The sequence below is a fragment of the Paenibacillus anseongensis genome (assembly GCF_009757995.1).
In the GTDB taxonomy this organism is placed as follows: Bacteria; Bacillota; Bacilli; order Paenibacillales; family NBRC-103111; genus Paenibacillus_E; species Paenibacillus_E chondroitinus.
In genome coordinates, this window is the sequence record NZ_WSEM01000007.1 from 104,959 (window position 1) to 121,388 (window position 16,430).

The following is a 16,430-nucleotide window of genomic DNA, read 5'->3' on the forward strand; positions in this document are numbered from 1 at the left end:
TTGTTTCCTCCTAATATTTGAAGTTTTTTTGTTATAAAACCTTAGGATTAGCTTTTTAAGTGAATCGCAGTGACTTGCAATCAATTTCGTATATCATCTTGTATATCATCTCGTCTACAAACTTAGTATACTATCGACTAATGATAAAATCATTGATAACTATTTACCATGGTCATTTATGCAAAGCACATAAATAAAAAAGAAGGCCAATTGGCCTTCTTTCTTGTAATGGTGAATCTTATTTGTTATTAGCTGCACCAGTTACAGTTACTGCGACAACATCGGATTTACCACTTGGAGATGTGATTGTTAAATCAAAGGATCCATCAGCATCAGATGTTTTCGTTACTTGAATTTTACCATTCGCATCGATGGATACTGCAGAAATGTTAGCGGAGTAGCCGTTAGCAGAGAATGTTACGCCGAGTACACCGTTAGCTTTTTGTGCATCTTCTTGCTCATACTCAACACCGTAGTTATCAGTAACAATTAGATCTGGATTGATGAATGCATTGCCACCAGTTGTAGCAACTGTCATTGTGCTGTCTGCTTCAACTTTATCGACTGCAAGTGCATCATTTTTCGATGTTACTGCAACAGTAGCTGATTTAATTTCACCTTTAATTGTTCTGTACGTTACGTTCAATGTAGCTGTACCTGTTTTGTTACCAAGAACATACGCTTTACCATCAACAAGCGCTACTTTTGCAACTGCATTGTTCGATGTCTTAATGTCTGTGATTGTACCAGCTGGAAGTTTTACAGTGTCGCCAGAAGCGTTTTTAGCTGTAAGTTTAACTTCTTGTGCAAATACTTGAGATTTCGTTACATCTTTCAGATCATCAGCAGAGATTGCTGTACCATCAGTACCATAAGTCGATCCAACTACTACGCCACTATCGCTAAAGTTGAACAATGTTGGAACGGCGTTCACGGAGTAAGTTAGGTCGTCTGTTGCGCTAGCAACTGTGATCGTTCTTGTCAATTTGGAAATCTCAGTGCCGTTTTTCGTGATTGTTGCAGTGTAGTCTGCTTTTGCACCTTCAGTAGCACCTTCTGTTGTGAAGAGTGTGTACTCATCATTGAATGCTTCGAAGTCACCAGCAGTTTCACCTTTACCAAAGATGGCGGAAGTAATTGCATTGTTGTTATCGTCACCTTTTTTCAGGCCGATTGTACCAGCTGCAGTACCTGTAGCTGTTACTTCAACTTTTACTTGGTACTTGTTGTTCGAACCGTCAACGAACGTTGGAGCATTGTTGCCTTGGCTATCAGTGAAGTGTGCATCGTCAAGTACTTGGCCGTATTGGTCAATGACCGCAAGCTCAATATCAGATTCTCCACCTTTTACAACGGATTTCGCAGGATCTGTTACTACTTTGAAGTGATCAGGTACACGAGCGTCAGCAACTGTAAATGTTTTTGTGGAAGTGCTGCTTGCATTCGCTGTTGCAATGATCGCTGTAATCGATACTGCACCTTTAGTGTTGTTGCTAATTTGGTTCAGTTTAATCGAACCTTTGTGCTCACCGGAATCAAGGATGCTTGCAGTTGTTTGACCTTCGACACCAGAAACGTTCACTTGGATGCGTTTGATGTTTTCATCGCTAGTCAGGTCATCCATGCTTAATTGGTTACCAGCTGCATCATAAGCTACGACAGGAATATAAACTTCTGTGTCACCAGCCGCGATCACATCGTTCATTTCGCCAATTTCAACTTTGTTTGCAAGTTTCGAAGATTGAACAGAAATTTTACCGCTTGCTGTAGCCGCTTGGTTGAACACGGTGAAGTTATAGTCACCAGCTTTATCAACATCATTGATCAACGAGATTTTAACTTCTGGGATGTCATTGCCGTTATCTTCTACTTCTGTTTTCACATCTTCAGCTGGGATGTAATCGTTCCAGATCACAGTTGTTTCACCGAATAATTTAGATGTGCTTGTGTTACCGTTGCTGTATACTGTCGCATTCATCAAAGAGTCATAAGAGATTGTACCGCCGTATTGGTCAAACAGGTTAAGGTCGAATTTCACGTTTTCGCCTTTACCGTTAAGTGCTGTGCCTACGGAGTAGCGAGCATCACCAAGCTCAAGTTTTGTCAAGATTGGTTGTGTACCCAATTTGAAGTTTTTCGTAGCTGTGATATGGCTGTCATTGTTTACAACAGTTACTGGGATTACAGATACACCTTGGGTTGTGCTTTCGTTAGCTGTATCCAAAGTGATCAACAAAGTACCATCTGTATCTTTCGTGATTTTAGTGAATGTTGCAGCAGATGTGTACACGTTGTAAGAACCAGCGTTTGTTGTTGCATTCTCACCGTATTGGTTAGAAGCTTTAACTTTTACGATCGTTTTATCTGCATAAGCGATAGTGTCGCCAGCATTTACGAAGTCGATTTTTGTAAGAACTTCATCTTCACCTGTGAAAGTTGCGGATGTTTTATCAACTGTAGCTGCATCCAAACCGGAAACAGTTACTGTGTATTCGCCATTGCTTACTTTCACATCAGTCAATGTTAGAACCGCGGATTTCTTGTCATCAGAGAATTTTGTAGTTGTAACAACATCGCTAGATCCTTTTTTCAAGCTCACAGTAGCTTTATCTGTATCAACCGGTTTGTTGAAAGTTACAGTTACTTGTTGCGCGCCCGTTGCTTTCGCTCCTGTTACGGAGACTTTACCAGCTGGTACGTATTGTTGTTTCGCTTCATAAGCACCTGTCAAAAGAAGGTCACGAGTTGCGTTAGCTTGGCCACCGAAAGTACCATCTTCACCGTTAGAAAGAAGTTTCAATTCAAGTGCTAGAGCTACATAACCTTGTGCCCAGCCGGATACTGTTGTATCAGTACCTGTTTTACCTTTAGCTGCATCGTCTTGACCAAGAACACGAACCAAGAAAGTAGCCAGTTGTTCTTTTGTTACTTTACCAGCTGGGTTGTATTGACCTTCTGCATAACCATCAGTTACACCAGCAGTTTTCAAAGCTTCGATGTAAGGAAGTGCATAACCGTTAGCTGCATCGTCAACACTAACGTCAGTGAAGCTGGAAGTTTTCAAATCTTTATTTACGTCAAGACCCATGATCAATGCAGCAACTTTTGCAAATTGTGCACGGTTCATTTCGTCTTTCAGACCAAATGTTGTTTCGGATACGCCGTCGAAGATACCAGCGGAGATCATCGCATCAAATTTTGCTTTCGTAGCAGCATCCAAATCTTTCAGATCTGTGAAATCTTCAGACGATTTTGCTGCGAATGCTAGAGATGAAAACATGGAAAGAGCCATAGCAGATGTAAGGACTACGGATAGAGTTTTCTTCATAAGGGTTTGTTTCCTCCTAATATTTTAAAGTTTTTTGTTATAAAAACTTATAACCAACGGGACGACAGTTTGAATCATTTTTTCAGCCGTTCTATGTAGCTCCGCGGCTATCATCTCGGCTACACGACTTAGTATACGTGAGTATATACTAAATTTCATTGATAAGTATTTTCCAGTAGGCTCTATTTACTAGAGAAATAATTATCGGTTTGTGCATGTATCACTCACATTTACAATTTACATGTTAATTGTGAACTAAATAAGTAGAGAAGCTGAATTTAACCTAAAAGTTAGCTTAAGATAAGCTGAAACGATTTTTTGACCATAAGAAAAGCAAAAGACTGCATCCGATTATATCGGAGCAGTCTTTGTTCACTTCAATTCAAGATTTAAGGAATTTTCTTCTGTTGCTTAAGAACGCGGTTAGCAATCGCCGCAGCTTGCGCTCTGGTCATATTGCCCTTTGGATCAAAGCTGTAGGTTGGCTTCTTCTGTCCTTGAACAGGCGCGTTTTCAATGCCATCCATCAGTCCTGCTTTAATAACTGCTTCTATAGAAGCTAGTGCATAGGTATCCATGTCACCTGCATCTGTGAATTGCTTTTTAAGATTAGCAAGTGATTTGACTGAATCCGCGCTGGTTTTCATGTTTGCTGCTCTTTCGATCATAACAGCGGCGTCTTGACGGCTAATCGAATTGGTCGGAAGGAACAAGCCGTTAGAGTTACCTCTGACGATACCCGCCCGTGCTCCGGCTTCAATATGCATGAAGTCATACAAACTGCTGCTATTCGGCAATCCAAGGCCTCTGCGCACATCCGCGAAAGTACCCTGGAAGTTAGGGTTGGTCGGATCGTTAGTATGATAGGTTGTATCTTCATTTACTAATGGGATATTAAAAATGTTAACCAACATCGTTACAAACTCACCGCGAGTAATAGCGTCATTCGGCAAGAACTGTCCCGGTGTCTTGTTATTCATAATCCCTTTGGAATAAAGAATATCCAGGTAATCGCGGGCCCAGTCATGATTCGTTACATCATTAAAGCTGTTATCCATATACATGACTTGGAAATAGCCGAAATTTTCAACCGGTACTTTGATCGTATGGGATTTGGCATCTACAACGCCGCCAATATTCTTCCATCCTACGTATTGGTTCCCGGTTCCGCTTGGATCCAAGAACGTACCGAATTGGTACACAGTGAGATACTTCCAAGAGTCATTACGAATCTCTTCATCGTATTTCAACGTTAACGTTCCACGTTCCGTAGGTATAACTAGATTTTTAATGTAACGGGAGTAAAACGCCGTCTCCCCAGGTCCAGGTAGCGATGGAGATGGTAGGTTACCACTGCCTTGTAGAGCGTCTTTAAGCGTCGCATTTGTACTTGCTGCACTACTATCAATCGAACCGCCATCAATCCAGAACAGTTTACTGGCAGCTCTGAATCGTCCTGTCGGCTCTTGAAGGAAGCGCATGCCGGCTTGAGTCTCAGAAGCCTTATCTACACGCCCGTCATCTTGATTGGCAATCCCAAACACTAATTTACGATCAGATGTGATGAATTGTTCCGTTTGTGTACGGTCATTTCTCATCAACTTCGTGTCTTTCGGGAAAGTTAATGTAAGATCCCCATCGAACAGGCTCATTTTAGCTGCAATATTCGTACGATACTGCGCACCTTCAATTGGTGTATTCAGATTATTGAGAATAAAGGTACCTTTTGATTTAGCACTGCCTCGAATAACTTCAAAGCTAACTGTATTTTTGCCTGCTTTCAAGTTCGGTACATCCAAACGGAAAATACCTGGCGCAGTAAGTTTAGCTTCTGTTTTATTATAGACAATGGAGTCTGCTCCATCAGCTTGAATCACGACAGTTTGGAAATTTGTATTTACATTGGCCTGATCAATCTTATCTGCATTTTTAACGAAATTCGTTGGTTGAAGAAGCAGATAATCTACAGGCTGTTTTGTAACAGTAATCATTTTGCTTGTCGTACGGCCAGTCTTATTCTTAGCCACCAGTTCTAACACATAATCTCCATAAGCATCCAAACTTAAAGGAGTCGATATTTTGAATTTAGTCGTAATTTGATTACCATCCAGTGGATTGGTCACTTGAGAGATTTGGGCTAGTAGCGGCGTAGTACCAACAGTAAGAGTGGAACCATTAGGAACACTTCTTACATATAAAATAGCTGTTGAAGTAGCATCTGCTGAATTTAATTTTGCGTTTAACACTGTACCAGAGAGCTGCAGCTTATCAGACGTCGTCAGGAAAGCTCCAGGCACTGAACTAGGTGTAAAAGGCGTGATAGCTGGATCAAGGGCTAGTTCTTCAACTAGCGGTGCGAAATCGCTTAAAACGAAGATCTCATAAATCGTTTGTGTAACAAGCACTTTTACGCCTGCAGGCTTCAAGTACAGTGAGAATTTAATCGTTTTCTTACCATCTGCATCAAAAAGGGGATTCAATGCAGAAGCAGGGATATTGAAAGTTCCAGTTACCGTGTCAATTGCTCCAGCTGGAATATTAATATTTGTGTCATTCACAGTTAATTCAATATCGCCATAGCTTGATGCAGGCAGATTGACAATTTTACCTGTAATACAAGGTGCCGCTCCGCTCGCACAAGTGATTTGAGCCGGATTACTGACTACTTTCCCATTATAGAGACTGTTCACAATGACGTAAGGAGCACTTGAGATATTCAACTGATACACTTTGGCACCAGCTTGGTTATATCCTGTTGTCGTGTTCCAAGGGACCAAAGTCAGCTTGGTAGCGCCATCCGGTATATCATGAAGATCAATCTCCGCTACACCCGCAGTAACGTTCACATCACCATTGCCTGCAAATCCGGGGATCGTTACTTTCACTTTATCGGCATTGCCATTCACATGGAATTTAAGTTTAGCAGGGAATTCATTGATTTGATTCGTTCCTTGCTCAGTAAGCTTAACTTCATAACCTGCTCCAACTCCAGTAGGTGGAGCAAAGTATTGCGCAGTGTAATCAATGTAAGGCAAAGTAGGGTTAATGTAATTAAAATTATATCTAGTTGTATATTCTCCACCTAGACTTGTTACGAATTTAACGTCGATTTCCTGTGAAGTCGTTGTACCGCTGAGTGGTAGGTTTGCTTCAATATGATGAACATCGTAAGCTGTTCCACCTGTTACAGTCGCAGGATTAACCAGGCTAGGAGCCGTTCCACTAGGAACATTAGGGTTAACATTCAAGTAACCGCCAATAGGGGTTGTCGAATTTGTTGCAAATGTATAACGGAGAGTTGTCCCACTTCCCGCAACGCTGATATCCGCGTATAAGTAATCTGGGCTACCTGCCGTAATGTTTCCTTTACTGTTCTTTAAATCAGCTGTAAAAACAATGTTATTATCCGTTGAACTCACCAAATTAGGGATATTGACCAATGCTTGGTCTGAGTTCCCTGCTGCTGCCTCTTTAAAACGAACTTTACCATTATAAGCAAAGCCTAAGCCATTGTTATAAATAAAGTTTCTTGACGTTGTATAATAGTTTGTCGGGTTCTTGGCAACGAAAGTGATTAGATTGTCCCCTGGCGTTAAGGTGAGATCCGAAGCCCTTCCCGTGTTTGTTAAGAATGTAAAAATACCGCCAGAAAAATTAGTTGCTTCATAAGTAGTTCCCGATACCGTAGCATTTACTTGATAAGCATTATTAGAATTACCTGTAATTGTAAGATTCGTATAAGGACCTGTTGCTGGGTACATACCACCATCTGCGAAATCAACATCATTGATTTTCAAATTTGTGATGTTGGATACCGGTGTGAAGTACACCCAAGCCGGCTTAGAATCAACCGTTGAAGTGCTTCCGTATTTAACAACAATTTTATTTAAACCTTCCGTTAATTGAATATTCTCAAAGGTGATTTGGTTGCTGTTATTAGGATTTTTGATGGCGCGATTTGTTTTGTTTGGTGTCGTAATACCTGTGGTCATATTTTTGATTTCATAGAAAACGTTCGTAATCTGATCATCTGAAATACCCCCAATGTCTGCACTTAGCGTAATTGGGTTTGCCGTAATCCTTGGAATCAATGCATCAAGGAATTGCTCAGGATCCTGAACCACAGTAGTATCATTAGGGTCAGTATGTACGTAGTAATTCGTAATATTAATTACAGGCGCGGCCGAAGCCCCGAGTGGCGGAAGCAAGGCCAACAACATGGCAACCATGAGGCTAATGCTAATCCACTTATTTCTTTGCTTGGTCTTCAAAGCTAGTTCCTCCTTATGTCCTCTAAATTCCATTCATTTGACATAGCAATGCTGCTAACCGTCGGTTAGACAAACTTACTTTCGACAATCCCTCCCAAATCCTTCTATCATTCTTCATGATTTGACGCGGCATACCGCCAAAAGTTCTTGTACCTTTCTTATCGGTCAAAACCTCTCAATTGTTTAGAGAAAGAAGGAAGTTCACAAAATAGAAAAAAAATCCAACCCGAAGGTTGGATTGGAGTGAAACAGGTATAAGTGCTGATTATTTGCCCATGCGGTCGCTCTGCACAGTCTTACCTACAAGTCTTTGCAGGAAGTTAAGAACCGGCTTGCGGCTTTTACTAATGATGCCGATTGCTTCTGCTCCGACGAGCATCACTAGGAATAGAGCAACAATGATCATGATTAGTCCCCAAGTCGAATCCTGGGAAATGAAGACGGAGCAGATAACCGCGCTGCCGCCGAATACAGAAGCAATACCGTAAATGATCAGTACGCTTGTACGATGGCTGAAGCCAAGCTGCAGCAAGCAGTGATGAAGATGGCTTTTGTCCGGTGCCGAAATCGGCAATTTATTCACGTAACGGCGCATAATCGCGAAGAAGGTATCCGATAACGGTACGCCTAGGATCATAATCGGGATTAGAAGCGAGACAACGGCTGCTTGTTTAAAGCCTAGGATCGAGAGTGTCGCAAGTGCGAAGCCTAGGAACAAGGCGCCCGAGTCGCCCATAAAAATTTTGGCCGGATGGAAGTTATAGAACATGAATCCGACGATACTTCCAAGTAAGATCACAGCCAACAGAATAACTGTTACATTATTCATCATAAGCGCTAAAACAAGAATCGTAGTAGTAGCAATACCAGATACGCCCGCAGACAGGCCATCAAGACCGTCAATTAGGTTAATGGCATTGGATACGCCGACAATCCATAATATCGTAATCGGGATACTCAACCAACCGATAGGCAGGTTCGTCTCTCCGAAAGGAATGTTAACGAGATCGATTTTGAGGCCAAAGGAAACGACGATACACGCAGCAATCAGCTGCCCAAGAAGCTTCCATTTAGGGGATAGTTGAAAACGGTCATCCAAAGCCCCTGTGATGACGATAACTAACCCGCCGAGCAGCAAACCGAACGCTGCATTGGAGTTAACGGCATCAAGCGCTGGAGAGACGACGAAATAAGCTCCGACGAAGGCAAGGAAGATAGCTAGGCCCCCGAGACGCGGCATAATTCGCGTATGAACTTTTCGATGGTTGGGGGCATCTACAGCTCCAACCCAGAAGGCAAACTTTTTGACCAGGGGTGTCAGCAGCACTGCAATAATGCAGGCAGCGATGAACCCAATCGCGTATAATCCATACATGTCTTCTTCACAGCTCCTCTTGTCTTGGGTGGCAGGTGATCCGCCGAAGAGAATTATACTCCCATTTGTCCACAAATACTACTGCTAAATTTGTCTGAAATGACCGTTTTCAGCCAATTTTCATAAAAATTTTCATGGTTTTGTGACTTTCTCTTTGTCACGCATCACTTTCATCGCGAATTTAGGGAGTAATAACATTCTTTTGTAGCGCCACGGCTCCTGTAACAGGCGGTAAAACCATTCAAGACGTAGTTTTTGGAATACAACCGGTGCTCTTTTTAGCTTGCCCGAAAGAACATCAAAACTTCCCCCGACTCCCATCATAACCGGAACGCCGATCTGCCCTTTGTATTTGCCGATCCAAGGCTCCTGATTCGCTGCCGCTCTCCCTACAAATAGAAGGTCCGGTGCGGCATCTACAATGGATTGAATCACTTCGGCATCCTGCTCATCTTTGAAGTAACCGTCACGCACACCAACGAGCTTGATTCCAGGATAATTCTTGCGTATTTTGTCCGCTGCCGCTTGAATCACTTCATTAGAAGCACCGAGCAGATAGACTTTCCAACCCTTCGATTCTCCGGCCTTCATCAGCTCATTTAACAAATCGTAACCTGGGACCCGCTCTGCGACAGGCTCTCCAACATAATTGGCGGCCCAGACTACTCCTGTTCCATCAGGAACGATAAGCTCGGCGCGCTGCATCATGCTCATATAGGTGGGATCATCCAGCGCCGACATCACCATAATCGGGTTTGCGGTTATGATTTGATGAGGCTGTCTTTGTTCAATTGCCTTGGATAGGTAGGCAACTGTTTGGTTCATGCTCATCTTGGAGACAGGAACCCCATATATGCTTACTTTCGGTATAGCTTGGGCAGAAACAACTCCAGCTGTCGTTGTCGATGTTGAGCTCATAGATATCTCTTCCTTTATGTGACGTTGGCTTTCACGTTTTGGTTGATTTTTTTATTTATTAAAAAAGGAAACGATGCTTTTCGCAGGGAACTGGGCCTGCGCCTTAAGCTCCTCGATGGCGGCGCGCTTGGACGCCGCCCAAGCTTCTCGGCCATCCAGGAGAGACGCAGCCTCCTGGGCCAAGGCATCCGCATCGAAACGAGACGTCGATGCGGCAGCTTTCATGCCAAGCCTATGGAGAAACTGGTCGATCTTCGGATCGTACGAGATGCCGACCATAGGCACATACTGCGAGGCTGCATAAATCAAGGAATGCAGCCTCATCCCGATCAGCAGGTCGCAACCCGCGACCTGCGCGAGCATATCCTGCGGATGGACGATGCCCGGCACCATATCCACCCGCGACCCGTGATCGCCCAACCGGTCGATCACGAACTGCGAGGCCACCTCGTCCGAAGGGAGGTGGAAGGGCAAGAACCGCAGCCGCACGCTAGAATCGGCGGCGAGCAGCTTTGCCAGGGACCGCGAGAGAGCTTCCAGCTCCGAGCGGTCCTCGTTCCAGAAGCGGACGGACACGCCCACCGTCCGCGCGCCCTCAGCCGACCCGCCAGCACCAGCCTCGCCGCGAAGCGGCAGGCCCATGACCGGGTCGGGCACGACGGCGATGCGCTCCCGCGGGAGGCGCATCTTCCCAAGCAGCTCCGCGGACTCCGTATCGCGGACGGAGATGTATGCGCATCGTTTGAACACGCCGCGGATCCAACCATCGAACATCCGGCGGTTCACCGGGCCGATGCCTTGAGAGTATATAAACGTAGGCTTCCCAAGCCACTGTGCGATTTTCAAAACGGCTAAGTAATACGGAATCGTCTTGGAGCTTGTAGCATCCTGCAATAAGCTCCCACCGCCGCTGATCAAACCGTCTGCTTCCCGCAGAGCGCTGAGAAGTGGGCCTGGTCTCATACGGTGATAGGATTGGACACCGTACATCGCTGACGTCTTTTCCGGATTCGCGGAAAGTACAATCGGCTCAATACGAATGCCCTGCTCTCGGCCTTGCTCCTCCAAAGCGAACAAAATCGATTGAAGCACAGCCTCATCCCCGCTATTATCGAAACCGTAGTAGCCCGATAGCGCTATTTTGACAACCTTGGCACCCATCGTTTCCAACTCCTTGTGATGATTTCCCAAGCTGCGATAAGAACGAGGCCAATAATCGCGCCAAAACCGATACCGTAGGATATACGGATGAGAGAAATATGAAGCGGTGTATGCAAGTGAGCAAAGGTATCAACAATGGAAAGCTGCCCAATTACACCTATGAAAATCAAGTAGACAGCATGTCTATAGCGTATAGATAAGTATGCGCCGAGAACGAATAAAGGATGAGCCACCAAGAACTCTTTCGTACGCGGGCGTACACCAAGTGTGTTCTCCAAGAACGAACGGAATAGTTTTTCCACCGTTGAAGCTTGTCCTTCGTTACCCGTGCGAGACAAGTAATAGAAAACAGCAGCCAGGGCAACTCCCGCAATAACGATCCACAATACGCTAATGAAGGATGTAAGGATACGACGAACATGCATAATTTTATCGCTATAGGTATTGCTCTCGCTAAAGAACAGCAAGTACACACCTGCGATTGCTATTGGCAGTAGATGCAGCGCACCTACACCACGGAATTGCTGTAAAACAAGCGAATACGTAATGTGATTCAGAAGCGCAACCTCGTAGACGACACCAAGAAGTGAGATCGCCGATGTCTTGATGAGCGTCCATATTGCAAACGCAAGACCTGATTTCCACTTCGCTGCAGCCCCCGATCGAACCGTTCGAATCGCCAGCATAATCGCAATACTTGGAGCGGAAATCGCTGCTCCCAAGGCAAGTCCTTGTGCATACAAATTAGCTGACAAGGTATGTAAACCGACCAGACCGAGCAGTCCAAGCACAAAAAACACAAGTGTAGCTTCTGGAATGAAGAAAGAAATCATAAGCACAATGATGCTTAAACCGCCAATCAACATAAAGACGCTAGCGATTTTTTGCCATCCTGTTGTATGCACTTCGAATGTCTGCGCTGAACCAAGCGTAAAGCCGGCTTTCTCAATGCGCGGAATCGCTCCGTCCTTGCCCTGCAAGCTCTCGTACAAGGCGGACAGAGGGTCTACTAATTTGCCTTTATCCAGACTCTTCAGCGGTTTGGCATTTAAGAAAACCATCCGGATGTTGCGATCTTTCACCGCAAGCACGAAGCGATCCGCAACGCCTTGAATGCGGTCTTCCAGCTCGGCCTTTTTCAGCGGCTCCATGAGTTTCTCTCCATCTTTCTCCGTGAAAGAATGCAGCCGGACGACATTATAGTTCGTCTGTTTCGCTAACGTATTGAAACCCTTCTGAGGCTCTTTCAGTAATTCGATTGCGGCTAAACCGATGCCATTCTTATTCAGCAAATCCGCCATTTTATTAAGGCTAACTTCCGTATCTTCTTCCGTATAACCTGGAACTTCATTGCCATCGACAATGATTCTTTTCACGCCCATATCATGCAGCTGCTTCAGGAACTTATCCATCTCATTCGTGACGAAAGGTCGGCGATTAGATAGGCGTACTACAATGTGGAAACCTTGATCCTTCAGCATTTGCAGCGTAATCGGGTCAGGATCCATTCCCTTAATTGAAGCATCGTCCATGCTCATTTGAATGATGAGCCCGTTACGGTTTTTGAAGCTCCATGGTTTAATGCCAACGTTTAGGTCAGCAAATGTTTTCTGAATTAATGGCTCCAGCTTTTGCTGGGTCGCACTGTCCTTGAACAACACATAGGTGAAATTCTCATTAGGATCACCAAAGGTTTGCGTAAGCGCGGCGGCGTCCCTCGAGTTATACATCTCAATGTGGCGGCTTTCTTTGAACTCGCCTAGCGTGCTTTCATACACGGCCATTGATCCAATGCCAGCGGCCTTCATATTTTTCAGCTGCTGCGCGATGAAGCTCTGCGGGTTTGTTTGTAAATCCGAAATATCCAATAAGTCACGATAGTCAAAAACGAACTCGACGTTCTTCGTCGAAGTTTCCGTCAGGTGACGCGTGTAAGCTAGCGGAAGCGAGCCTAACATGCCGATAATGACAAGCCACCATAATACATTTTTGAGCGGGTTATTCCAAGTTTTATACCAATTCACCAATTGTCCACTCCTTAGAGCATTTACTTTCTAGTCCCATATACATTCGAAAACCCCTTCAGCTCCTAAACTCGAGGAAATAGGCCCAATGAATACGGATTTATTCCATCTATTCATTAGACGACCTACCCCTGACTTAGGTTCTGAAGAGGTTCAATTGATCCTATTTCATTATCCGTCTACACGGCTAAGTACATTTTGAATGATGCGATCCAACTGTTCTGCCGCTTCTGCGCCTGAAGATCCTTTTACCGCAAAATAGAATTTAATTTTGGGTTCAGTACCCGACGGACGCAAACAGAACCAGGAACCGTCCTCCAGTTTGAATTTCAGCACGTTCTCAAGCGGAAGTCCATTTACCCCTTTGGCGTAATCTTCCATAGCGGTAACCGGCGTACCGGCAATCTCTGTTGGAGGGTTCGTTCTCCACGCTTCTACCATACGTCCAATTTGTTCTACGCCGTCTTTCCCTTTGAGCGTCCTTGATTCCAGTTTTTCCAAAAAGTAACCAAAGGATTCGTACAGCTCTTGCAGGACCTCATATAATGTCTTGCCTTGTTTCTTATAATAAGCTGCCGCTTCTGCGATAAGCATAGCTGCGATGACAGCATCTTTATCGCGCGCGTAGTCGCCAGCCAAATAACCATAGCTCTCTTCGTAGCCAAATAAGAAAGTATGCTCGCCCGTTTGCTCGAACTGGGTCATTTTTTCCCCGATATATTTAAAACCGGTTAACGTATTTAACGTTGGAATTCCATAATGATCCGCTATGACTGCACCCATCTCGCTCGTTACGATCGTTTTGACAACTACGCCGTTGGCAGGAAGTGTTCCACGCTCTTTCAAGCTCGATAATAAGTAATTAACAATAATGGCTCCCGACTGGTTGCCTGTAAGAACAAAATACTCCCCGTTCTGATCCTTCACGACTGCGCCCATACGGTCTGCATCCGGATCGGTCCCGATAATGATATCAGCATCCCATTCCTTAGCTTGTGCGATAGCGAGTGTAAAAGCTTCACGTTCTTCCGGATTCGGAGACTTTACGGTAGAGAACTGTGCATCCGGCAGCTCTTGCTCAGCAACAACACGGACTTGTCCAAAACCGAGAGTTTGTAATACAGCTCTGACTGGCACATTACCCGCACCATGCAGCGGTGTGAAGATGACACGGAAATCATCGCTAATTTCCTTAATCACATCCGGATTCTGGCTAATCGCGGTTACTGCCTTTATGTATGCTTGATCGACATCCTCGCCAAGCCATGTAAGAAGTCCCTGTGTTTCTGCTTCCTCTTGACTAAGCTTCTTCACTTTATCAAAAGAGTCAATGCTCTGAACTTCGGCGATCACTTGCTCCGCAAACTGAGGAACTAGTTGTCCACCGTCTGCGCCATATACTTTATATCCATTATATTCAGGTGGATTATGGCTTGCTGTCACGACAACGCCTGCTGTCGCGCCTAAGTATCTCACGGCAAAAGACAGCTGTGGTGTAGCATGTAATGTTTTGAATAGATAGGCCTTAACGCCGTTTCCTGCAAAAACCAGGGCAGCCTCTAGAGCGAACTCCGGCGACATATGACGTGAATCGTAAGCCAGTACAATAGAAGGGCTTTGTACGCCTGTGCTATTCACATATTGTGCAAGACCTTGGCTTGCACGACCAACGGTGTAGACATTGATGCGGTTCGTTCCGGCGCCAATAACGCCACGAAGCCCACCTGTGCCGAATTCAAGATCTTTGTAAAAGCGATCCTCAATTTCTTTCTCGTCTTCCCGAATTGCAAGCAGTTCCTTTTTCGTTTCTGCATCCACTGCTGGATCGTTCAGCCATAATTGATACTCTGTTTGTACGCGCGTCATAGTAGTCAGGTTCATCTCCTTTTTATCTATGGGGTTATTTATTAGCAAGGGCGAACATAAGTTCACCTTCGACTACCACTTTCTCGCCTACTTTCGCCACAGCTTGGCCTTTAACAATTGTTCCTTTAACTCGTGTAATCGTCATTTCTAATGTCAGTGTATCACCAGGCACCACTTGTTGACGCCAGCGAATGCCATCTGCACCAGCGAATAAACCAATTTTACCTTTATACTCAGGCATGGAAAGGACAGCTACAGCGCCCACTTGTGCCAAAGCTTCAATAATCAGCACACCCGGCATAACCGGATACCCTGGGAAATGACCTGCAAAGAAAGGTTCATTGATGGTAACATTCTTAATCCCTACCGCTTTCACGCCTTGCTCTACTTCCAAAATGCGGTCAACAAGCAGAAAAGGGGGGCGATGTGGAATAATTTCTTGAATCTGGTTAATATCTAGCATAACGGGAAATGCTCCTTTCAATTTCTTGTATAAAATACAAGGTAATCACTTACAATACTGGTGTCCCTTCATTAACTGCAGAAGTGAAGGTTCATATAGGGGGAGCTTATGTAAAGAGGTGTGTGCACAGCCCTCACATAGGCTCTTTTTACGTTATGGTCTATTTGGCTTTGGCCCTCCGATTTAAAAGCAAGAATTGAAAAATATAAATGAAGGAAGTTAAAAAGGAGATCCCGATCACGAACCACAAATAGGTAATGGCGAAATCTAAATGAAATACAATGAAGAGAATGGCGAGATAGTAAAGTACTGTTGTTAATTTCCCCATCACATTGGCGGGAACGGTTAATTTTCCCCTGAAGTGGACGAAAGCAGAGCCCATGATCATGCCCAGATCACGAATAAAAATTGCTGCCGCCGCCTGCCATGGTATCATCCCTGTAAGGAGTAGAGAGAGAATGACCGCAATCATCATGCACTTATCCGCAAGGGGGTCCAGCATAACACCAACAGGTGTCACCAAACCTCGAGTTCTGGCAATATAACCGTCTAAGATATCTGTAAGCCCTGCTGCCAGCAAGATCAGAAAGGCTATCTGGATATGGCCGCTGAAAAAAATGATGAGGTACACAGGGATAAGAACAAACCTGCTGATGGTGAGCATGTTCGGAATATTCAAAGTACCCCTCCTGCGCCTTTTATCTGGTCTCTGACGATTAGCCTTCATTCATTATACATTTGCTAACACAAAAATAAAACTCCCAATAAGGGAGTTTGAATTAATTCGCAAATACCAAATCGTATAAATGCCGCCAAGTGCTCATATGGAAGATTTCCGCCGATGGCTGATGGCCCAGCTTGGAGTATCCGACCCATAGCCCGATATAAACGGCTAACACACAAAGAACGGGAATACGTATGATTTTGAAAATAAGCCATATGATGTTTAGCCATTTCGGCCTAGGTGCCTTTTTCTTCTTTGGAGTAGGCTTGTTAGGCTTGTCAGACATCGAGCCCTATCCCT

The 16,430-nt window shown here is 44.6% G+C and carries 10 protein-coding genes; all 10 read right to left on the reverse strand.

The annotated features are described in order from the left end of the window. Positions 1 to 238: 238 nt before the first annotated feature. Positions 239 to 3,328, reverse strand: coding sequence for an S-layer homology domain-containing protein (locus GON05_RS07535; protein WP_157318546.1), 3,090 nt, complete (start codon positions 3,326 to 3,328; stop codon positions 239 to 241). A gap of 389 nt (positions 3,329 to 3,717) precedes the next feature. Beyond that, complete coding sequence (locus GON05_RS07540) at positions 3,718 to 7,599, reverse strand: S-layer homology domain-containing protein (RefSeq protein WP_181646571.1); 3,882 nt, start codon at positions 7,597 to 7,599, stop codon at positions 3,718 to 3,720. 265 nt (positions 7,600 to 7,864) lie between these two features. After that, a complete protein-coding gene (locus GON05_RS07545; RefSeq protein ID WP_157318548.1) occupies positions 7,865 to 8,974 on the reverse strand; it encodes a glycosyltransferase family 4 protein in 1,110 nt (369 codons plus the stop codon). 132 nt (positions 8,975 to 9,106) lie between these two features. Further along, positions 9,107 to 9,892: a WecB/TagA/CpsF family glycosyltransferase gene (locus GON05_RS07550; RefSeq protein ID WP_157318549.1), complete on the reverse strand. Its 786-nt coding sequence runs from the start codon at positions 9,890 to 9,892 to the stop codon at positions 9,107 to 9,109. 51 nt (positions 9,893 to 9,943) lie between these two features. Beyond that, complete coding sequence (csaB, locus tag GON05_RS07555) at positions 9,944 to 11,053, reverse strand: polysaccharide pyruvyl transferase CsaB (protein ID WP_157318550.1); 1,110 nt, start codon at positions 11,051 to 11,053, stop codon at positions 9,944 to 9,946. Further along, complete coding sequence (locus tag GON05_RS07560; protein WP_309492365.1) at positions 11,029 to 13,077, reverse strand: DUF5693 family protein; 2,049 nt, start codon at positions 13,075 to 13,077, stop codon at positions 11,029 to 11,031. The genes csaB and GON05_RS07560 overlap by 25 nt, the downstream gene beginning before the upstream one ends. 171 nt (positions 13,078 to 13,248) lie before the next feature. Beyond that, positions 13,249 to 14,943 carry a phospho-sugar mutase gene (locus tag GON05_RS07565; RefSeq protein WP_157318552.1) on the reverse strand — a complete coding sequence of 565 codons (1,695 nt, stop codon included), beginning with the start codon at positions 14,941 to 14,943 and terminating at the stop codon, positions 13,249 to 13,251. 34 nt (positions 14,944 to 14,977) lie between these two features. Then, positions 14,978 to 15,406: a 3-hydroxyacyl-ACP dehydratase FabZ gene (gene fabZ / locus GON05_RS07570; RefSeq protein WP_127453383.1), complete on the reverse strand. Its 429-nt coding sequence runs from the start codon at positions 15,404 to 15,406 to the stop codon at positions 14,978 to 14,980. A gap of 160 nt (positions 15,407 to 15,566) precedes the next feature. Beyond that, a complete protein-coding gene (locus tag GON05_RS07575) occupies positions 15,567 to 16,085 on the reverse strand; it encodes a CDP-alcohol phosphatidyltransferase family protein (RefSeq protein WP_174806771.1) in 519 nt (172 codons plus the stop codon). Positions 16,086 to 16,185: 100 nt separating this feature from the next. Then, positions 16,186 to 16,416, reverse strand: coding sequence for a DNA-directed RNA polymerase subunit beta (locus tag GON05_RS07580; RefSeq protein ID WP_127453387.1), 231 nt, complete (start codon positions 16,414 to 16,416; stop codon positions 16,186 to 16,188). Positions 16,417 to 16,430: the final 14 nt, after the last annotated feature.